Source organism: Longilinea arvoryzae, from assembly GCF_001050235.1.
GTDB classification, from domain to species: Bacteria; Chloroflexota; Anaerolineae; order Anaerolineales; family Anaerolineaceae; genus Longilinea; species Longilinea arvoryzae.
The window spans coordinates 777,589-797,518 of the sequence record NZ_DF967972.1 but is presented as its reverse complement, the minus strand read 5'-3'; the positions used below and the strand labels follow the sequence as shown (position 1 = coordinate 797,518).

Genomic DNA, 19,930 nt, shown 5'->3' with positions numbered 1-19,930 from the left:
TCACGACTCACTTTTTGCCTGACAAAAATCGTTTTTCCGTTTTTCTCAATCGATTATCACTTTTTGTGATAGTATTATCACAAAAAGTGATAACAGGTAGCCTATGCTTGAAGGATTGTTTTCTTCCCGCGTCCGTTCCAAACTCCTGACGATTCTCCTTTTGTCCTCCGAGAACCGTTTGAATGCGCACGTGCTTTCACTGCGAATTGGCGAAAGTTACAGTGCCGTTTGGAGAGAATTGAACCATCTAGAAAAAATCGGCATCCTGCAAAGCGAACAGTTCGGCAAGTCCAAGGTTTTTTCAGCTGATCCACGCTGCCCGATCGTACCTGAACTGCAAGGTCTGGTGCTCAAAACGGAAGGCTTTGGCGGAAAAATTCTCGCCAGTCTGTCGGATTTCCCCAATATTCAAGCTGCTTTCATATATGGCTCATTTGCCTCCGGTGAAGTCGATGCGTTTTCGGATATCGACCTGATGGTCATCGGAGAGCTGGATTTGACTGTATTTTCCGTAACGGTGTCTCAGCTCGAAAAAGATCTGAACCGGTCAATCAACTACACCCTTTTTACACCAAATGAATGGTCGAAAAAGATCAGCGATCAGGATCCATTTGCGATCAATGTTACACAATCCCCGAAGGTCATGTTGATCGGAGCGGAAAATGGCTTATGAATCCCTGTTGGCAGAAAAAAAGATAAAGGCCTATCACGCCCAACCGTCCGAGATTCAACAGTTATTACACCTGGCTGCACGAGATCTAGCTGCCGCGACTCGCAATTTGCCCGAAGATCCGGAATGGGCATACAGTATGTCGTATAACGCCGTTCTGCAATCCGGGCGGGCCTGGATGTTTTATCAGGGATACCGCCCGCGTGGAGCCGAAAATCATGCTGTGGTGGTCGAGTTTGTGCGCGAAAGTTTTGGAAATCGTTATACCAACGAAGTTGCTCTTTTCGATCAAATGCGTCGAAAGCGGAACCGGGTCATTTACGAAACCACAGGGCTGGTTTCAACCAATGAAGCCAAACAAATTCTGGAGTTTGCCCAAAAATGGGTTCAAATTATTGAAAGTGAAATCACCGGCCAGAATCGATTACCGAAAGTAGAGTGAATAGCGCGTCGAGTACCCTGGCTTGATATTGAACCATTTTTATGTTTACGCTTCACTCCTCGCGCTTCACCCTCCCCAAATCGTGACCTCAATGTACCTTCAGTCCTATTGCTCTGATGAATGGGGATAGGTATCATTAATAAAACCGACCGGTCGGTCTGATAATTCCGGAAGATCACGCATTTTACAGGCCTAAAGGTTAAGGCCTGCAAACCGAACCTCAAGGAGATCCGCATGCAGCAGCGCAGTGAGGCTACCCGGGCAGCCATTCTGGCAGCGGCGCGCAAATTATTTTCAAAACAGGGTTATGACGCCACAGGTGTGGCCGAAATTTGCGCCGAAGCCGGCGTCAGCAAGGGCGCTTTCTACCATCACTTCCCCACCAAGCAGTCCACGTTTCTGGCGCTGCTGGATGACTGGTTGGAGGGTCTGGACGAGCAAATCCAGTCGATTTTATTCACCTCGCCAAACATGGCCGATGGGCTGGTGCGCATGGCCGGCATGGCCGGCAAGTTCGCGGGCGACGCCGGCGGCAACCTGCCCATGTTTCTCGAATTTTGGACCCAGGCCAGCCGCGATCCGCTGGTCTGGCAGGCCACCATTGCCCCCTACCAGCGCTACCAGCAGGTCTTCGCTGGGCTGGTGCAAACCGGCATCGATGAAGGCTCGCTGCGCGTGACCGATCCCAATCTGGCGGCGCGCATGCTGCTGGCGCTGTCGGTGGGGCTGCTGTTGCAGGCCTCTCTCGATCCGCGGGGAGCCGATTGGCCCCAGACCACCGAGCAGTCCCTGCGTTTATTGTTGAGTGGTTTGGAAAGGAGAAACGAATGACGATTCTGGTAACGGGTGGAACCGGCCATATTGGCAACGTGTTGATTCATGAACTGGTCGCGGCCGGGCAGACCGTACGCGCGCTGGTGCTGCCGGGCGAGGACCGTTCGATTCTGGACGGCGTGCCGGTGGAATGGGTGGAGGGCAATGTCCTCGATCCGGCCAGCCTGGCGCCGGCCTTTGCCGGCGTGGACACGGTTTACCATCTGGCCGGCATCATCTCGATCTTACCGGGGCGCGATGAAATGGTGCGCCGCGTCAACGTGGAAGGCACGAAGAATGTGCTGGCCGCGGCCCGCACCGCGGGTGTGCGCCGCCTGGTCTACACCAGTTCCATCCACGCCTTCCAGCGCACGCCGCATGGCGTGGTGGTGGATGAAACGCTGCCCTTCGATCCGGTGCACGCCATCGGCCAGTACGACTGCTCGAAGGCCGAAGCCTCGCTCGAGGTGTTGAAGGCGGCCCGCGACGGTCTGGACGCCGTCGTGGTGGCGCCGACCGGAGTGATCGGCCCCCAGGACTTTCGGGTTTCCGAATTGGGCGCCCTGATCCGCTCCTGGCTCCAACCCAGTCCGGCAATACTGATCGACGGGCGTTATGATTTCGTGGATGTTCGCGATGTGGCCCGGGGCGAAATGCTGGCCGCCGAAAAGGGCCGCCGCGGTGAGGTCTATATCCTTTCGGGCGAGCAGATCCACCTGGTTCAGATGCTGTGTCTGGTCAAAGGAGCGCTCAACCTGCCGGTGAAGGTGCTCACCATTCCGTTGCGCTGGGCGCGCTTTTTCGCCAGATTCGCGGTGCTGTATTACCGCATGAGCCGCGAGAAACCGCGTTTTACCCCTTACTCGATCGATACCGTCCAGTCCAACTCGGTCATCAGCCATGCCAAAGCCGAACGCGAACTGGGTTACCACCCGCGCAAGATCGAACTGAGCCTGCGCGATACCGCTGCCTGGTGGAAGCAATATCTGCTCGCGAAGAAAACCAGCCAGGCGGATTGAAGAATGATCCGACAGCTTCCTGCGGCGCTGCGCGGCCAACTGGCGCTGATCACGGGCGCCTCCAGCGGCATCGGCGCGGCGGCGGCCCGCCGGCTGGCCGGGCTGGGCATGCGCGTGGCGCTGGTGGCGCGGCGCACCGATCGCCTGAACGCCCTGGCGGCCCAGATCGAAGCCGATGGCGGGCAGGCGCAGGTCATCACCGCTGACCTGACTCAACCCGCAGAACGTGATGCGCTTGCCAGCCTGGCGCCCGAAACGACCGTCCTGGTCAACAACGCCGGTTTGGGCTGGTACGGCTATTTCGTCGAGATGCCGCCTTCCCTGGTGAGTGAGATGCTGCAGGTGAACCTGATGGCCGTGGCGGAACTGATCCGCGCCTTTCTGCCAGCCATGAAAAAGCGCGGCAGCGGTCATATCATCAATATCTCCTCTGTGGCCGGTGGGATGCCCGAACAGGGCATCGTGCTGTATTCGGCCACCAAAGCTTTCATGGACGCCTTCACCACCGCCCTGCACCGCGAATTGGGCGGCACGCAGGTGCATGCCGGGTTGGTCTGCCCCGGACCGGTGTCCAGCGAGTTCTACCCGCGCGCAGCCGGGCAGCCCAACGGCAGGCCGGTGCCTGCCGAGCGGCTCGCCGTGCCGCCCGAACAGGTGGCCGAGGCCATCGTCCGGCTGCTGGTGCGCCCCCGCCGGCGCATCTACGTGCCGGGCTGGCTGCTCCTGAGCCGCTGGGTGGAACCCCTCTTCGGCGGTTTGATCGACCAATTGGGGCCGCTGTTGCTGAAGAGAGATTAGAATTTCGAGTTATGGGTCGCGGAGTTCTGGGGGAAAACATAATCCAGGGCTGTTTGCAGCGGGGCGGTGAACACGGCGGCAAATTCCAGCGGTAGCGCCCCTTCCAGCTCATCTCTCAGCGCGCGCAAAGCTGTGGCCAGCACCGCCGGCGGGCAGTCGTTCTCCATGCATTCGCGCTGCTCCCATTCCACGTGCTGGCGGAATAATTCCGGCTTTCCCATGGCGGCCGCATCTTCCAGGTAGCTCAGGTGATAGCGCATATCGCGCTCATCGGAGGCAGGCTTGCTTTCCGGCGCCCCCAGGCGGGCCAGGCTGCCCCGGAGAATGGCCTCGCGCTGTTCGCTCAGAGCCCGGCAGGCGGGTTGTTCGTACTCCAGGGCGCGATGCGCCGCGGCAAAGCACGGTTCGGCCAGCGGAAAGCCGTCCCGCAGCACCAGCGCCACCGGGCGAGCCGTGCTGTCGATGAATTCGTGCATGTGATGCGTGCAGGCGCCCTGAACCACCAACGCTGGCCGGTTCCAGGCAAAGTAATCCGCGAAAATGACGGGTTCATGCGACTTGATCGCCGTGACCAGATAATTCAGATGATAATGCGTGACGCGATGGGCATAATCACGCCCATAATCATCGAAACGCTTCTGCCAGAAGGAATTTTGGTACAAATCTGCGAGGATGGCGTTCACCAACATGGGACGCGCGGCTTCAATGAGGTTGCAGGCTGAATCCACCAGTGAAACAGGCAGCACGGGAAGCTCCTCGATTGTCAAATGGATAGGGCCGAATGATCCTTCTATTTTACAAAATAATTCCCAAACGTAAATAGGGAACCGGGGCTATTTTTCGCGTTCGGGCGTCAGCAGCCAGCGCAGCAGGCCAAACATAACCACCGCCGCCAGAATGAGCAGCACCGCCACCGGCAGCGCGGTCTTGAGGCCAAACCCTTCGAAGCGTTCGTAAACCAGCACCGGCACGATCTTGGGATGGTAGGCCAGGATGACCACCGCGCCGAATTCGCTGACGCCGCGCGCCCACATCATCAACGCGCCGCCGGCTACGCCGCGCCAGGCCTGCGGCAGCGTCACCAGCCAGAAGGCCTGCCAGGCCGAAGCCCCGTCGATCAGGGCGACCCGCTCCATCTCCTCGTCCACCAGTTCGATCGCGTCCCGGCTGGCGTTGACCAGGTAGGGCAGGCTGACGAACATCATCGCCACCACAATGCCCCCCAGGCTGTCGGTGAAGAACAATCCCAGCTCCGCCAGTGGTCTGCCCAGCAGTCCCTGCCGCCCGAAGACCATCAGCAGCGCCACGCCGGCCGCCGTGTGCGGAATGACGATGGGCAGATCGACCAGCGCCTGCAGGGCGCGCTTGCCGTGAAATCGATAGCGCGCCAGCAGGTAGGCCAGCGGCACGCCGCCCAGCAGCCCCAGCCCTGTGGCGATGCCGCCCGCGCCGAAAGTCAGGCCGATCGAACGGGATACCTCCGGGTCGGTCAGCGTCTGCCCCAGTTCACCCGGGCGGGTGGAAAACAGGGTCGCCAGCAGCGGCAGAATGACAAACAGCGCCAGCAGCGCGCTGGCCGTGATAAAACCGGTGGGAACAGGCTTGCGCTTCACGGTGCGGGTTGGGTCAGGGCCTGAAGCGCCGCCGGCAGATTCTCGTATCCGTCGGCGACGAGGGGATCGAGCAGGGGCTGGTAATCAGCCGCCATGATTTTCTGTCCCTCGGGACCCAGCACGAATTCCACGAAACGCTCGGCCTCACGCGGGTGCGGCGCGTTGGAGGGAATGGTGATGCCGTAACCGATTTGCTCGCCCCGGAAAACCGGCTGCACGCTGGCAAAACGCTGGAAATCCAGGTTGACGGTCACGCCTTCGTAGAATTGCTCCATCCCGGCGTCGCCCAGGTTGAGCTCTGCCGGCAGTTCCACCAGGCCCAACCAATGCTGGCGGATGACGCTTTCGTATTCGAAGGCATAGTCCAGATCGCCGGATTCGAGCAGGGCGATGAGCTGGATGCTGGCGCCGCGCAGGAGGATGTGCGAGCCGGATTGCGATTCGAGCAGCTCCGGCACGTGGACGACGGCGCCGTCCGCGCCGTTTTCGACCGTAACCGGGTACTTGAAGGCTCCGTCGAACATGTCGAAGAAGAGCGTCGGCTGGTCGTACAATTTGCCGGCCAGTTGGAAAACCATCAAGGCGCGGTAACCGGCGGCGTCGAAGCGCGGGTCGGCGATGCCCACCTTTACATCCTTGCGCTGCAAGATCTTCATCCAGTTTTCGGAGTTGATTTCATCGGCGTAACGGCTGTTCTTCGAATAAGCCAGGCCCAGTTTGTTGGTGGCGAACCGGACATACCAGTTCGCGTACGGCTGGCCGGTTTCGGGGACCGCGCTGGCGTACATGAGCATTGGGATGAGCGCCTGGTCCGCGGTGGCCACCACGTCGATCGACTCGTGCAGCTCGGTGACGTGCCGGATCACCTGGATGCTGCCGTGATACTCGTTGAGCACATCGATATCCGGATTGGCCGCTTCGAAGGCCGCTTCCATGTCAGCCATGGGTTGGATCAGACTGCCGGCGCTGAAAACCACCAGCGGCGTCTTCTCACGCGGCTGGCAGGCGGACAGAATCAGGGTCAGGGTCAACACCAGAGACAGACAAATAAGGGATTTGGATTTCATCTTAATGGGTCATTCCAGGGTATGCATTGGGGCGCACCCGGGTGCGCCCCAATGATTATAGACTTGAAATCCTCGGCGGACTGCGCTTATTTGACTTCGATCTGGGTCAGGGTCTTGACCCACACGCCGCTATCCATGCCGGGCATCGCCAGTTTCAGGCTGCCGTCGTCATCGAACGCCACCAGGCAGTCCTTGCAGGCCTGCACATCCGCCAGCTTGACCTCGGCGGTGAAGCCGTCGGCCGCGGTAAAGATCAGGCTGGTTGCGTCCGCCTTCAAACCGGCCAGGGTCAGCAGGTCGTTCAGGCGCACGCCCTCATAATCCGTCATACCCTTCTTGGGGTGTTCGAGCTGCAGCTTGACCACATCCAGGGCCTTCAACATATCCAGGCTCCAGGACTGTTCGGCGTTGACCAGGCCGGTGAGCTTGAGGGCTTCCTCGCCCGCGGGCGCGACCGCCGGGGTGGCTGCCTGGCCTTCGGCTGCGGTTTCATTGAAGTGCAGGATGAGCTTGACGATACCGCCAACGCTCTGTTTTCCATCCAGGCCCGACCCGACCAGGCGCAGCGGGAAGTCTTTGTCGGTCAGTTGATTGCCGTTGACCTTGTTCGCCAGCAGGATGGCGTTGTTTTCTTTGATATCCGCGCTGTTGAGCGTGACCGAAGTGCCGTCCGCAGCGACCAGTTCGATCGTGTAACCCGCGTCGGCCAGTTCGCGATTGTAGGGTTCGACGTCGCTGCCGTGTTTGAATTCGTCATCCACGCGCCCGACGACGATCCACAGCGGCGTACCGCTCCATTCCTGGGCCTTGGTGTCCGTCCAGGAGGCGCCGTGGCAGCCGCTGGCCGAGCAGGATTCGAACGAACCGCGGTCGATCGTGTCCTGGATGGCGCCCTGCGCGTCGAGCGACCATTCCTCAGCCATCGACTTGACGGTCACCTTGCGCACCCACTTGATCGACCAGTGGCCGTCGGTGACCTGGTTGTTCTTATCACTGATGATTGCCAGGCGCAGCCGGCCGTCGGCCTTTTCGTCCAAGGGCTGGCCGTTCATTTCATAAGCCACAATCACGGTAAGCGGACCTGCGTTTTGGATCTCGTCGCCGGTGGCCGGGTCATAGGTGATGAAATCGCCGTTGGCGATCTGATCGCCGGAGAAGGTCATGATATAGCCGTCCTCGGCTTCGATCTCGACGCCCATGTTCTCGCCCAACCCGCCAACCTGGTCCAGCAGGTCGATCAGGCTGACGCCCTTGAAAGCCGTGGGCGGGGTGATCTTGCCGGTGGAAGACTTGATGCCGGCCTGACCTTCGACAGCGGGAAGGGCCTTTAATGAGTCCATCGAAAAGCTGGCGCTTTTGGATTCACCAACCACGTCCAGCACGACATCCTCGCTTGCGGCAGGAGCAGCCGTTGTACCTTCCGGAGCTGCGGTGGGAGCCGTGGTGGGGGCAGCCGTCTGGGTGCAGGCCGCCGCGGTAAATAACAGCGCGCAGAGCGCTAAGACCAGGAGCCATTTCTTTGCCATAGAAACCTCGAAAAAACGTATCGAATAAGAGTATAGTTGAACCAAGGCTATTATACGTTTTTTCACAGGATTAAAATACCCTTAAGGAATTTTACCGGGCCGCCTCGACTTTCCCGCGATTGAATTTCCGACCGGGACGCGCCATAATAGGGGTACGGCCTCGATGGCCGTTCACGCAGAGTCTGGACTGGGTCCGGGAGGTTTGAAATGCTTGATATTCAAGTCAAACGCGTCTATGAACCCGCTTCAACCGATGATGGCTTTCGCGTGCTGGTGGACCGCCTCTGGCCGCGCGGTTTGACCGCCGAGAAAGTGCAGGCCGGCCTGTGGCTGAAAGAGGTCGCGCCCAGCAACGAACTGCGTCAATTATTTCACCACGACCTGGCGCATTGGGACGAATTCAAGGCAGGCTACTTCGCCGAACTGAACGCCAACCCCGAGCCGGTGCAGAAACTGCTGGAGTTCGCCGCCCGGGGCCGCTTGACGCTGCTCTTCAGCGCCCGGGATGTCGAGTTCAACCAGGCCGTTGTGCTGCGTGAATATCTACTGGCAAAAGCCTGAGTAATCGTCAGGCGCGGTCCAAAATCGACCGCGCCTGAACGGTTTATGCAACTGGCGGCAAATGAGTTGCGAATTCAATGCCGCAAGCGTTCGCACGCTACTTTATTCGGCCTGGACATCCAGCGCGATCGGATCATTCTCAGGCCAATGCAGGGTATACGAATCCTGAACGGGCACCATGAAGCCCATTGCGAATTCATCCTCCACCCAGCCCGCCATCGTCGAAATGATCTGGAGATCCTCTTTGCCCGAAACGTAAATCTCGCCGTTGCTTTCCTGGATCATTTTTTGGAAATCTTCCAGCTTAAACTCGCCGGGCGTCAAATTTTCTTTGCCGGGTTGGGTCAGGATGACCAAAAGAATTTTTCCTTCCGGTTGTGATTTTTGGCCGTTGACTTCATCCACCAGCCGGGCTGAAGCGATCACCAGATCACCGATGGCCGTCTTCAAAACCGGCTGTGAGTCGGCCGCTTCCGCTTCTTGGGTTTTTGCCATTGCAGAGGATGGGCTGCAGGAGGATAAACACAGGGCAGCGATGAAGAAAATGATGCTCCAAATGGTTTTTGTCTTGCGCAACATTTTTGGATGGATCCTTTCTTTTATAGGGTCATTCCTTGATACCATAATCGAACCGGTTTTTCTTGACGCTCATCCTACTGCCAGCCTACGATTTCCCGATAATATCTATCAATGGATTGAACATTTATGTCGTAAAAATAAGAAGCGCCTTCCGAAATGGAAGGCGCCTATGGCTCAGGGAAAGACCGTCGCCAGGTGAACATGCGGATCGGTCCGTTTATCCCGAATATCTGTCCATCCTGTCGGGTTTCGACGGCGGATTTCGGGGTGGTGAGAAGCGCATCCAGGCCGTTTCCGCACTCACCCCCTCAATCCGACCTACGTCTCCTGCGGTTTTCTTAAATCCTCTTCATCCTCTTCATCCCTGTTTTCTTTTCTTACACCACATCCACCCGCAACGGGAACTGCGACATGGCTTCGCAGCCCTCCGGCTGGATCAGGATCGGATTCTCATAACGGAAGCCGATGTTCTCCTCCGGGCAGGCGTACTGGATGGCGCAGATGAGCATCTCACCCGGCTGGTAGACGTGATCGGGATTGGTCCAGAACGGGAAGGGGCCGTCGTTGCGCCCGATGCGCCATTCATCGCCCATCATGCCGATGCCGTGCTCGAAGCCCGGCACCATGTATTCGGCGCAGCCCAGGTCTTCGCAGAACGCCATCATCTCGTCCGCCAGGCTGCTGGGCGAGACGCCGGCCTTGTACGTTTCCAGGCAACGGCTGACGACCTTGACGAAGCAATCGGCGTGCCACTGCTGGCGGGTGGTGGCCGAGGCCAGCAGGTAATTGTGCGAATGGTCACCCAGCCCCAGCCTGAACATGGCGTGGATATCCACCATCAGCGGCTCGCCGGATTGGAGTTTGCGGCGCGTGGCGGGCGTGCAGGCCCCGCCGGCCAGCCCGGTCCGGTAGCCTGAAGCAATTTCGTTGCCGCCGGTGTACGACCATTCCCACTCGCTGCCGGCTTTGCGCATGGCGTAGGCCGCCAGCCCGGCAATTTCGGTCTCGGTCATGCCCTTGTAGCCGCCGTTTTGAATGGCCTCGAAAACCGCCAGGTGGCCCACGTCGACGATGCGCGAGGCTTCGCGAAAGCGGTTGATGGTGCCCTCATCCTTGATCAGCGACAGCCGGTCGATGATATCGTAGGCGTTGACCAGTTCGCAGCCGTCCAGCGCGGCCTGAAAAACCTCGTATTCGAAGTGCGTCAGGTTGCCCTCGGGCAGGTAATTGGACATGCCGCTCTCAATGCCCACCCGCCCGTGTTTTCCCTTGAGCCGGTCTTTGATGAAATCCGAGATCTGGGTAATTTGGTCCTGCCCGCCCATGGGCGCGAAGCCCATCACGTGGTCGGCGTCAAGCCAGGATTCATCCGCCACGCGCGCGGCGTCGATGACAAAGGTGAACGCGGTCGGCAGCCCTTCGGCCGGGATGACCACGTACGAACGCCACGGGCAAAAGGCGTCCAGCGTCCAGGACAGGGTGCGCAGGCGTGAACCCAGGTATACGTCCAGGTTCTCGCGGGCCATTTCGGCCTGAATGGCGCGGATGCGCGCCGGAAAATCGATGAAATACGGATCGGTCTGGGTCATGGCTTCGCTCCTCAAAACTCGGTCGGCACGGTCGACAGTACTTTGTTGAGCCGGTCGACCACAGAAGAGAAGCTGAGCGCCTTGACCATGTTGCCTTTGAGCTTCAGCTTGCCGGACATCAGGGCCGCCCGCGAACCCAGCTCGGCGCGCGAGATTTGGGCGAAGGTCTCGTAGTCGCCGCTGATGACGAACTCGGCTTCCGGGACTTCATCGACCAGGATCTTCAGCGACTCGACGACGCCGTCGACCATGCCGTAATACAGCGAACGGTCCTTACCGTCCGGGCAGTCGTGGTAAAGCGTGACCATCGAAGAGGTGACGTGCTTCATTTGCTCGGGGGTGAGCTGCTCGCGCAGGCGGCGGTGCGCCTCCTGAGCCCATTCGGGTGAGAGGTAGCGAAACACTTCGGGCATGATTGCTGCTCCTTGGAGAGATAAACGCCCGGGATCGGGCGGTTGAAAGAACGGGGAATTGGATTAATTATAGGTCGAAAGGGGAAAAGGGCCTGCGAAAGAGCGCCCTGAAGATTGGCCCCACAGCGGGCGAGGATCGATTACTCCTTGCCCTCCAGCAGCGCAATGACGGCATCGACCAGCACGGTGGAAACCGGACTGGTTTGGGTCGTACCGGCTACTTTGACGGTTTGGGTGGTCGTCGACGAAGTCGTCAGCCCAACGCCCTGCCCCCCGCCGCCCGTTCCGGTCAACCCCGCGTTCATGTCCTGCGGCGGAGTCTGGCCGCCGGTTGGAGCCCCGGCAGCGTTCGAATTCGACGCGCTCGAAGCGCTGGCGGTGGTTTTTTCCGAATTAGCGGCAGGTGCAAGCGAGGCGATTTCCTGCGACAGGTCGGCGCCCGTCAACTGCATGGCAGCGATGGCCGTGATTTGGTCGGCCGGCAACGTCTCTTCGATTTGCTGGTATACCGCTTGAATTTCCAACTGCGAGGCCGAATCATCCGTGCTCAGGCTGCGCACCGCCTTCCAAAGCGGCAGCAGCGCGCTGGCCGTTTGCGTATCGATGGGTGTGGCGCTTTCCTCCAGCTTCAGCGTGCCCAGCGCCAGTTGCTGAGCGGTGGAGATGGCATTCGAATAGCCCGTGCTGAGGGTGGAACTGGTCGCTCCGGCGGTGGCGGTCGCGCGGACGGCCGCGCCGCTGCACGCCGACAGGATCAAGGCCCCCAAAATAATAATCGCCCCGATGAGGTTCTTTTTCATACTATTCTTCCCTTTCCTGCGGACCAGGCCGAAACCGGCCAGGTCCTGAACGTTTGGATAAGTTCAGGATAAGGAAGAAATGCTTAGATCTGGTTCAGAAGTCGTATGAAAATCGTATAGCAGCTTACTTGAATAACTGATCGAACACGGACTGCGGCGCGGCGGCCAGTCCAAAGACGGTCGGCCCGGCGTGCGCCCCCAATACCAGGGTCACGGTCGTCAACTGCTCTTCCACAACGCTCAAAGCATCCCGCATGGCTTCCCGTAGAATCGCCACGCCGGGCAAATTGCTGCCGTGCATCAACTGCAGACGCAGTTTCTGCTCGCCGAAGCGCTCCTGCACCAGCGTGACCATTTTATGCGCCGCGCGGCTGAGCGTCATTTCCTGTCCCAGGTTGCTGTACCGACCGTCCACCGCATTCATCCCGATGATGGGCTTGATGTGCAGGACTGAGGCGATGATGGACTTGATGTGGCTGACCCGCCCGGAGTGTCGCAGGTATTTCATATCGCTGAACGCCACCATGGTGAGGGTATTCTCACCCACCAGCCGGATGGCCTCCAGAATGCGGTCTTTCGGCCAGCCCAACTTCACGCCGCGGGCGGCCGTTTCCACCATCCAGCCCAAGGCCGGTCCCACCGTGCGCGAGTCGATCACGGTCACGTTCTCGCGCTCCAGGATTCTGGCGGCGTGCTCGGCCGAGGAATATGCGCCGCTCAACCCGGAGGAGAGATGAATGGAGAGAATTTCCTCATTGGCGTTCTCTTTGTACACCTCGACGAAATCGCCGACCGAGGGTTGCGAAGTTTCACAAAAATCCTCGGGGTATTCCATGTACATACGGTACAGATCTTCGGGGAGAATATCGACACCATCTTTGTAGGTCTCCCCACGAAAGGTGACCTGAAACGGAACGACGGCAACATCCAGCTCGGTGGCCCGCTGGCGGGTCAGGTTGGCAGCAGCATCGGTTACGACTTTCATTAATTGTCTGCTTTCTGGTTTGAAAAAAAATTACGGTTGAATATATCGAATCTCGAACAGCTTCTTCATTCTACCAAATCAAGATGAGAAGATCTCTCATATTGGCCGTATCTTAAAGAAACTTGCGGAATTCTTAAGCCCGGGTACCGGAGAGCAGGCTATGCTAGAATGGAAAGAAGCCGTCATGATTGGAAAAACCTTGCGCCGCTGCTCGATCTGCCAAAGATACACCGCTGCCTATCTGGTTGAGGATCCACACCTGGGCACGCTGCACCTGTGTCACGCCTGCTGGACGGCCCACCAGGAATCCGTCAACGCTGCCGCGCACTCGACCGGCGTTCCGGGCCGCGCGCAGGCTGAAGCGCTGCTGGCCGAAGGTGAATCGCTCAACCCCGGACCCTGGGTGGGACATTCACGCTGGGTTGCCGAGGCCGCCATACGGTTGGCGGCGCACCTGCCCGGTTTGGACCCCGATACAGCTTTTTCACTGGGACTGCTCCATGATATCGGCCGCCGCGAAGGCCCCTCCGACATGCGCCACGCGCTGGACGGTTACCGCTACCTGAGCGGGCTGGGGTACGGTCAGGCTGCGCAGATCTGCCTGACCCATTCCCATCCGATCCGCAATATTCACGCCGCCGCCGGGCAGTGGGATATCCCCCCAGAGGAGTTTCGCTTCGTGCAGACCTACCTCGAACGGGTCGACTATAAGGATTACGACCGCCTGATCCAGCTCTGCGACGCGCTGGCCCTTCCAGACGGCCTTTGCCTAATCGAAAAGCGTCTGGTCGACGTGGCCCTACGCCACGGTTTCAACGAATACACCCTGGATAAATGGCGGGCTTTCCTGCAATTGCAGCGCGATTTTGAGCGAATTTTAGGGCAATCGGTCTACACATTTTTGCCAAGGGTGATAGAAAACACGTTTGGTGTTAATTCTTCTCACAAAATATGAACACCTTGGATTTTTTTCATGACAAATGATTTATATTAAATTATCAATTTCATAAAGCTATCGAGATAAATCTGTAATTATTGGCAAGTTAGACTTTACACTTCTTCCAGCTATGACGGCAGGGTACTTTTTTAAGTAAGGTAGAGCCCAAGTTTGTGGCCTGGATCAAATAACGGCCGAAGACGCGTGCCCAGGCACGCCCTACGGATATTTATCGTGGGGTGAGCTATGCCCTCGAAGAGGGTGAGCCCAAGTTTATGACCCAGATCAAATCACAGCTCTTGGGCATTCACCTGGCGACAAATTCCCATCTATACTATTGTCATGCCATTCTATCGTCGGTTATACGTCCCTGGATGTATCTATTTCTTTACCGTGGTGACCTTTGAACGTCGCAAGTTTCTTGTCGACGAATTGGCCAGAAAGGTATTGCATCAGGCGTATCAAGATACGCAAAGTAGACATCCATTTGAAAGTCTGGCCATTTGTCTGCTCCCGGATCATCTTCATTGCCTTTGGCAGTTACCGGAGAACGATTCGAATTTTTCAATTCGCTGGGCATCCATCAAAGGAATATTTTCCCGAAATTACCTGCAATCCGGTGGAATGGAAAGCGAAAGAAACGCTTCGCGGATGGCTCATCGGGAGGTTGCCATTTGGCAGCGCCGGTTTTGGGAACACCTCATCCGCGATGAAGAGGATTTGGAACGACATTTTGATTACATTCATTACAATCCAATTCACCATGGTTATGTGAGCGAATTGGAAAAATGGCCATGGTCGACATTCCACAGGTATTATGAAAAAGGGCAGTATTCAGCAAATTGGGGACATTCACGTCCGGAGTCCGTTTATGGTATTGAAATGGCAGGAGACGTGGAGTAGGACAATCATGGGCAGGGTGGGCTTGAGCCCACGTTTGTGGCCTGGATCAAATAACGGCCGAAGACGCGTGCCTAGGCACGCCCTACAATATCACTTGTGACCCAGGTCAAATAACAGCCGAAAACGCGTGCACGCCCCACGTAATTTTTTTGTAGAGCCCACGTTTTCAGCCGGGATCGAATAACGGCCAAAGACGCGTGCCTAGGCACGCCGTACGATTTCGCTTGTGACCCAGGCTAAATACCGGCCGAAGACGCGTGCCCACCCCTGAATGGGGGCAGGTGCACGCCCTACGATATCACTTGTGATCCATGTCAAATTACAGCAGAAGTCGCGTGCCCACCCCCGAATGGGGGCAGGTGCACGCCCTACAATATCACTTGTGACCCGAGAATCCTGATATTTATCTGTACGCTTTTAAGCATTGACCCTAATTGGGCGGGCAGGTATAATCCGCCTTGTTCAAATTGTCTAGAGGACTGGCCATGCCATCGAGTAACGAGCCTTTATCGGAAGTTCGCCGTTTTGTGGTCGCACCGCGAGCGCCGGAAGATCCCCGTTCTTCCGGTTTTCTGCATGACGCCCACGCCCTCGGCCTGACCGCCGTGGAACGCATTCATTGCGCCGATCTCTACTTCATACAGGGAAGGTTGTCGTCAACGGAGGTGCAGGTCCTGGTCGACCGGCTGCTTCACGACCCAATCACCCACAACGTAATGCAACATCAAACCGCCGCTGCGAATCTGTCAGCGGCGGCTTGTCTTTCGAAGCAGATGTACGTCATCGAAGTGGCATTGCGTCCCGGCGTCACCGACCCGGTGGCCGAGCAGATCGTGCGCGCCGCACACCTGCTGGGCATCCCGGGGGTGGAAGCGGCCAGCACCGGCCTGCGCTTCGAGGTCTACGGCACCGGATTGAGCGAGGCCGACTGCCACCTGCTGGCGGCGCGCCTGCTCTCCAACCCGGTCATCCAGCGCTACACGCTGGGTGAGATCGAGCCGTCCTTCCCCGTGCGCGCCCGGGCCAGCGACGCGGTCGAAATTCTGCCCATCCGCACCCTGGACGACGCCGGGCTGCTGGCGCTCTCGCAGGAACGCCGCGCCGCGCTCGACCTGAACGAAATGCGCGCCATTCAGGAGTATTACCGGGCAGAAGGCCGCGACCTGACCGACGTCGAACTCGAGATGATCGCGCAAACCTGGAGCGAACACTGCGTGCACAAGACCTTCAAGGCGCGCGTCAGCGTCGAACGCCCCGGCCAGGCTGAACCGGAGATCATCCCCAACCTGTTCAAGGCCACCATCCGCGCCGCCACTGAAAAGGTAAACGCGCCCTGGGTACTTTCGGCCTTCGTTGATAACGCGGGGCTGGTCGAATACGACGGCGTCAACGCGGTCTCCTTCAAAGTGGAAACCCACAACCACCCCTCAGCCATCGAACCGTTCGGCGGCGCCAACACCGGCGTCGGCGGCGTGATCCGGGATGTGCTGGGCGTTTCGGCCAAACCCGTGGCCGCCACGGACGTGCTGTGCTTCGGCCCGCAGGACACGCCCTTTTCAGACCTGCCGGAAGGCGTGCTGCACCCGCGCCGCATCCTCTCGGGCGTGGTGGCCGGCGTGCAGGATTACGGCAATAAGATCGGCCTGCCGACCGTTTCGGGCGGAGTGTGGTTCGACCCCGGTTACACCGCCAACCCGCTGGTCTTCTGCGGCTGCCTGGGCATCGCCCCCAAGGACGCCCATCCCAGCGACCCGCAGCCCGGCGACCGCATCATCGTGCTGGGCGGACGCACCGGGCGCGACGGCCTGCGCGGCGCGACCTTCTCCTCGATGACCATGGACGCCCAGACCGGCGAGGTCTCCGGCGCATCCGTGCAGATCGGCGCGCCGGTGGTGGAAAAGGGCCTGATCGACGTGGTGCTACTGGCGCGCGACCAACGCCTGTATACCGCCATCACCGACTGCGGCGCGGGCGGGCTCTCCTCCGCCGTGGGCGAGATGACCTCCACCCGGGGCGGCCAGGTGCAGCTCGACCAGGTGCCGCTCAAATACCCCGGCCTGGCGCCGTGGGAAATCTGGCTCTCCGAAGCCCAGGAACGCATGGTGCTGGCCGTTCCGCCGGCATGCGTGCCCGCGCTGCAAACCCTGTGCGACCGCTACGCGGTTCGATTGGTCGACATCGGCGAATTCCAGGCCAGCGGGCGCATCGTCGTGAAGTACGGCCCAAAGACGGTGCTCGACCTGAGCAACGACTTTCTGCACGAAGGCCTGCCGCAGCGCAACCTGAGCGCGCGCGTGCTGCCGCCGCGTTGCCCGGCCGGGCAAACCGCCGCCCTGCCGCAGCGCGAAACGGATTACGCCGCCCGCCTGCTGGCGCTGCTTTCGCACCCCAACATCGCTTCCAAGGAACGCATCATCCGCCTCTACGACCACGAAATTCAGGGGGGCTCCTACATCAAGCCGCTGGCCGGGCTGGCCGCCGATGCCCCGGCGGATGCCGTGGTGCTGCGCCCGCCGACATCGGCCGGGCCGCAGGCGCTGGCGCTTTCGGCCGGCATGAATCCGGAATACGGCAAGCTGGACGCGCGCCAGATGGCGGTGAACGCCATCGATGAGGCCATGCGCAACGCCGTGGCCGCCGGCGCCGACCCGGACCAGATGGCCCTGCTGGATAACTTCTGCTGGGGCGATCCGCTGCGCCCCGAGACTCTGGGCGAGCTGGTGGAAGCCGCGCAGGGCTGCTACGACGGGGCCGTTTATTACGGCGCGCCCTTCATCTCCGGCAAGGATTCTTTCAACAATGAATACCTGGGTTCAGACGGCCAACGCCACGCCATCCCGCCCACCCTGCTCGTCTCCGGGCTGGGCCTGGTGGAAGACGCGGACGCCGCCGTCAGCATGGACCTGAAATCCGCCGGCAACCACCTGTATTTGGTGGGCGCATTCGCCCCGACCTTCGGCGGCAGCCATTACGCGCTGATCTGCCCGTCCGGCGAGCAGCCGCCCGCCGAGGGCGTGCCCGCGCTGCATCCGCAGACGCGCGCGGTCTACCGCGCCCTGCACGCTGCCATGCGCGCCGGGTGGGTGGCCGCCTGCCACGACCTGAGCGAAGGGGGGCTGGGCGTGGCCGCCGCTGAAATGTGCATCGGCGGGCGGCTGGGATTGGACCTGGCGTTGGAGGAGGACGAACCGCTGCGCGCCCTGTTTGGCGAAACCAGCGGCTGCCTGCTGGCCGAAGTGCCCGCGCAGCACGCCGCTGCCTTCGAAGCCGCGCTGCAGGGCCTGCCCTGCCGCCGCCTGGGCGCCGTCACAACCGCGCCGCGCCTGACGGCCCGCCGCGCCGGTCGAACGCTGCTGGATCTGCCGGTGGACCGCCTGGTGGACGCTTTCCAGCGCCCATTCTAGATTATCGAAAATCGGAGCCGATTTCATGCCCCCCAAAGCGCTTATCTTGTTCGCTCCCGGCACCAACCGGGATCTCGACGCCGCCCAGGCGTTTGAGCTGGCCGGCGCGCTGCCCGAAGTGGTTCACCTGAACCAGTTACGCCGCGGCGAACGCCGCTGGCAGGATTATCAGTTGCTGGTGCTGCCGGGCGGATTCTCCTACGCTGACGCGCTCGGCGCGGGAAAACTGCTGGCGCTTGAGCTGCAGCACGACTTCGCCGGACCGATCGCAGAATTCGTCGCCAGCGGCAAGCCCGTCATCGGCATCTGCAACGGATTCCAGGCCCTGGTCAAATCCGGCCTGCTGCCCGACCCTCAAAAAGCCGCCGCCGCGCCGGAGGCGACCCTGACCTTCAACGCCTGCGGCCATTTCGAGTGCCGCTGGGTGAGGATGCTGCCCGTCTCGCAGACCTGCCTGTGGACGCGCGGCCTGGACCAGGTCATCGACTGCCCGATTGCTCACGGCGAAGGCAACTTCCAGGCGCGCGATCCGCAATTCATCGATACGCTGGTCGCGGCCGGCCAGGCTGCCCTGCTCTACGCCGGCCCGGACGGAAATCCGGCCCGCGGCGCTTACCCGTACAACCCCAACGGTTCGGCCGCCGACATCGCCGGAATTTGTAATCCGGTCGGCAACGTGCTGGGCCTGATGCCGCACCCCGAAAACCATATTTTTGCCGAACAGCACCCTCTGTTTACCCGCGGCCAGGCCCGCGGCACCGGGTTGTCGCTCTTCCGCAACGGCGTCAAGGCCGCCAACCAGTTCTAGATATTGGAGTAAAGTCTGTGATCCCCGAAGAGAAGATTCTCGAGCTCCTCGACCAGTCCTTCGCCAGCTCCGCGCTGGCGCTGCCGGGTAAATCCGAAGGCAAAGTGCGCGATGGGTATGTTTTGTCCGACCGGCGCCGCCTGCTGGTGACCACCGACCGTCTGTCGGCGTTCGACCGCATCCTGGCGGCCGTGCCTTACAAGGGTCAGGTCCTCAATCAGCTCTCGGCCTGGTGGTTCGAGCAAACCCGGGATATCGTCGCCAACCACGTGCTCGGTGTGCCCGATCCCAACGCCCTGCTGGCCCGCGAGGCGCAGCCCTTCCCGGTGGAGGTGGTCGTGCGCGGTTACATCACCGGAGTCACTCACACCGCCCTGTGGTACCGCTATTCGATCGGCGAGCGCGAGATCTACGGCTACCGCTTCCCGGACGGCCTGCGCAAGAACCAGGAACTGGCCGAACCCATCATCACCCCCACCACCAAGGGCGGCCCGACCGGCCATGACGAGCGCCTGACCTGCCGTGAGGTGAGCGAGCAGGGCTGGCTGGACGAAGCCACCTGGAACGAAGTCCAGTCCGCCGCGCTGGCGCTCTTCCAGCGCGGTCAGGAAGTGGCCCACCGCGCCGGCTTGATCCTGGTGGACACCAAGTATGAGTTCGGGCGCGCCCCGGACGGCCGGGTGATGCTGATCGACGAAGTGCACACGCCCGATTCCTCGCGCTTCTGGAAGGCGGACACCTACGCCGCCCGTTTTGCCGCCGGCCAGGAACCCGAGAACTACGACAAGGAATTCATCCGCATCGCCTATGCCGATCAGGGTTACCTCGGCGATGGGCCCGTCCCGGCCATGCCGCCCAGCCTGTGGACTGCGGCCAGTCAGCGCTACATCAGCATCTATGAACGGCTCACCGGGCAAACCTTTGTCCCGGGCGAGTATCCGGTGGCGCCGCGGCTGCAGGCCAATCTTCAAAAGGCAGGCATTCTGTGAACCAGCCCCTGATC

20 protein-coding genes are annotated in these 19,930 nt (G+C 60.1%); 11 read left to right on the top strand and 9 right to left on the bottom strand.

The genetic code is table 11. The annotated features are described in order from the left end of the window. Positions 1 to 103: 103 nt before the first annotated feature. From LARV_RS03570 to LARV_RS03550, 5 genes are all read left to right on the top strand, one after another. Positions 104 to 673 (top strand): nucleotidyltransferase domain-containing protein, encoded by a 570-nt coding sequence (locus LARV_RS03570; protein WP_075072345.1) that lies wholly within the window; start codon positions 104 to 106, stop codon positions 671 to 673. Further along, positions 663 to 1,112 carry a HEPN domain-containing protein gene (locus LARV_RS03565; protein WP_083522300.1) on the top strand — a complete coding sequence of 150 codons (450 nt, stop codon included), beginning with the start codon at positions 663 to 665 and terminating at the stop codon, positions 1,110 to 1,112. Before LARV_RS03570 ends, LARV_RS03565 begins: the two co-directional genes overlap by 11 nt. Positions 1,113 to 1,346: 234 nt before the next feature. After that, positions 1,347 to 1,943, top strand: coding sequence for a TetR/AcrR family transcriptional regulator (locus LARV_RS03560; protein WP_075072344.1), 597 nt, complete (start codon positions 1,347 to 1,349; stop codon positions 1,941 to 1,943). After that, positions 1,940 to 2,944 (top strand): SDR family oxidoreductase, encoded by a 1,005-nt coding sequence (locus tag LARV_RS03555; RefSeq protein WP_075072343.1) that lies wholly within the window; start codon positions 1,940 to 1,942, stop codon positions 2,942 to 2,944. The genes LARV_RS03560 and LARV_RS03555 overlap by 4 nt, the downstream gene beginning before the upstream one ends. A gap of 3 nt (positions 2,945 to 2,947) precedes the next feature. Further along, positions 2,948 to 3,742: an SDR family NAD(P)-dependent oxidoreductase gene (locus tag LARV_RS03550; protein WP_075072342.1), complete on the top strand. Its 795-nt coding sequence runs from the start codon at positions 2,948 to 2,950 to the stop codon at positions 3,740 to 3,742. Here the strand turns inward: LARV_RS03550 and LARV_RS03545 are convergent. From LARV_RS03545 to LARV_RS03530, 4 genes are all read right to left on the bottom strand, one after another. Then, entirely contained in the window at positions 3,739 to 4,488 is a 750-nt protein-coding gene (locus LARV_RS03545) for a hypothetical protein (RefSeq protein WP_075072341.1), read from the bottom strand. The genes LARV_RS03550 and LARV_RS03545 overlap by 4 nt on opposite strands. 87 nt (positions 4,489 to 4,575) lie before the next feature. After that, positions 4,576 to 5,355 (bottom strand): ABC transporter permease, encoded by a 780-nt coding sequence (locus tag LARV_RS03540; protein WP_075072340.1) that lies wholly within the window; start codon positions 5,353 to 5,355, stop codon positions 4,576 to 4,578. After that, positions 5,352 to 6,422: a tungstate ABC transporter substrate-binding protein WtpA gene (gene wtpA, locus LARV_RS03535; RefSeq protein ID WP_075072339.1), complete on the bottom strand. Its 1,071-nt coding sequence runs from the start codon at positions 6,420 to 6,422 to the stop codon at positions 5,352 to 5,354. Before wtpA ends, LARV_RS03540 begins: the two co-directional genes overlap by 4 nt. An 86-nt stretch (positions 6,423 to 6,508) precedes the next feature. Further along, positions 6,509 to 7,948 carry a molybdopterin-dependent oxidoreductase gene (locus LARV_RS03530; RefSeq protein WP_075072338.1) on the bottom strand — a complete coding sequence of 480 codons (1,440 nt, stop codon included), beginning with the start codon at positions 7,946 to 7,948 and terminating at the stop codon, positions 6,509 to 6,511. A 207-nt stretch (positions 7,949 to 8,155) separates the two neighbouring features. On the opposite strand from LARV_RS03530, the gene LARV_RS03525 reads away from it, so the two are divergent. Continuing rightward, positions 8,156 to 8,509 (top strand): DUF488 domain-containing protein, encoded by a 354-nt coding sequence (locus tag LARV_RS03525; protein WP_075072337.1) that lies wholly within the window; start codon positions 8,156 to 8,158, stop codon positions 8,507 to 8,509. 102 nt (positions 8,510 to 8,611) lie between these two features. Here the strand turns inward: LARV_RS03525 and LARV_RS03520 are convergent, their stop codons facing one another. From LARV_RS03520 to LARV_RS03500, 5 genes are all read right to left on the bottom strand, one after another. Continuing rightward, complete coding sequence (locus LARV_RS03520; protein WP_152031681.1) at positions 8,612 to 9,004, bottom strand: hypothetical protein; 393 nt, start codon at positions 9,002 to 9,004, stop codon at positions 8,612 to 8,614. 461 nt (positions 9,005 to 9,465) lie between these two features. After that, entirely contained in the window at positions 9,466 to 10,677 is a 1,212-nt protein-coding gene (locus tag LARV_RS03515; protein ID WP_075072335.1) for a M24 family metallopeptidase, read from the bottom strand. Positions 10,678 to 10,688: 11 nt separating this feature from the next. Then, on the bottom strand, positions 10,689 to 11,090 hold the full coding sequence (locus tag LARV_RS03510) for an SCP2 sterol-binding domain-containing protein (RefSeq protein WP_075072334.1): 402 nt from the start codon (positions 11,088 to 11,090) through the stop codon (positions 10,689 to 10,691). A gap of 140 nt (positions 11,091 to 11,230) precedes the next feature. Next, entirely contained in the window at positions 11,231 to 11,890 is a 660-nt protein-coding gene (locus LARV_RS03505) for a hypothetical protein (RefSeq protein ID WP_075072333.1), read from the bottom strand. 124 nt (positions 11,891 to 12,014) lie between these two features. Further along, on the bottom strand, positions 12,015 to 12,875 hold the full coding sequence (locus LARV_RS03500; protein ID WP_075072332.1) for a DegV family protein: 861 nt from the start codon (positions 12,873 to 12,875) through the stop codon (positions 12,015 to 12,017). A 160-nt stretch (positions 12,876 to 13,035) separates the two neighbouring features. Here LARV_RS03500 and LARV_RS03495 point away from each other — a divergent pair, with 160 nt between their 5' ends. The 5 genes from LARV_RS03495 to LARV_RS03475 all read left to right on the top strand — a co-directional run bounded on the left by LARV_RS03495 (position 13,036) and on the right by LARV_RS03475 (position 19,916). Then, positions 13,036 to 13,830 carry an HD domain-containing protein gene (locus LARV_RS03495; protein ID WP_201785868.1) on the top strand — a complete coding sequence of 265 codons (795 nt, stop codon included), beginning with the start codon at positions 13,036 to 13,038 and terminating at the stop codon, positions 13,828 to 13,830. Positions 13,831 to 14,154: 324 nt separating this feature from the next. Beyond that, positions 14,155 to 14,715, top strand: coding sequence for an REP-associated tyrosine transposase (locus LARV_RS03490; RefSeq protein ID WP_075072331.1), 561 nt, complete (start codon positions 14,155 to 14,157; stop codon positions 14,713 to 14,715). Between the two features lie 485 nt (positions 14,716 to 15,200). Continuing rightward, positions 15,201 to 18,119 (top strand): phosphoribosylformylglycinamidine synthase subunit PurL, encoded by a 2,919-nt coding sequence (gene purL / locus LARV_RS03485; protein WP_083522298.1) that lies wholly within the window; start codon positions 15,201 to 15,203, stop codon positions 18,117 to 18,119. Positions 18,120 to 18,144: 25 nt separating this feature from the next. After that, a complete protein-coding gene (gene purQ / locus LARV_RS03480; protein ID WP_075072330.1) occupies positions 18,145 to 18,927 on the top strand; it encodes a phosphoribosylformylglycinamidine synthase I in 783 nt (260 codons plus the stop codon). 17 nt (positions 18,928 to 18,944) lie between these two features. Continuing rightward, positions 18,945 to 19,916, top strand: a complete 972-nt coding sequence (locus tag LARV_RS03475) for a phosphoribosylaminoimidazolesuccinocarboxamide synthase (RefSeq protein WP_083522297.1) — start codon at positions 18,945 to 18,947, stop codon at positions 19,914 to 19,916. Positions 19,917 to 19,930 lie beyond the last annotated feature (14 nt).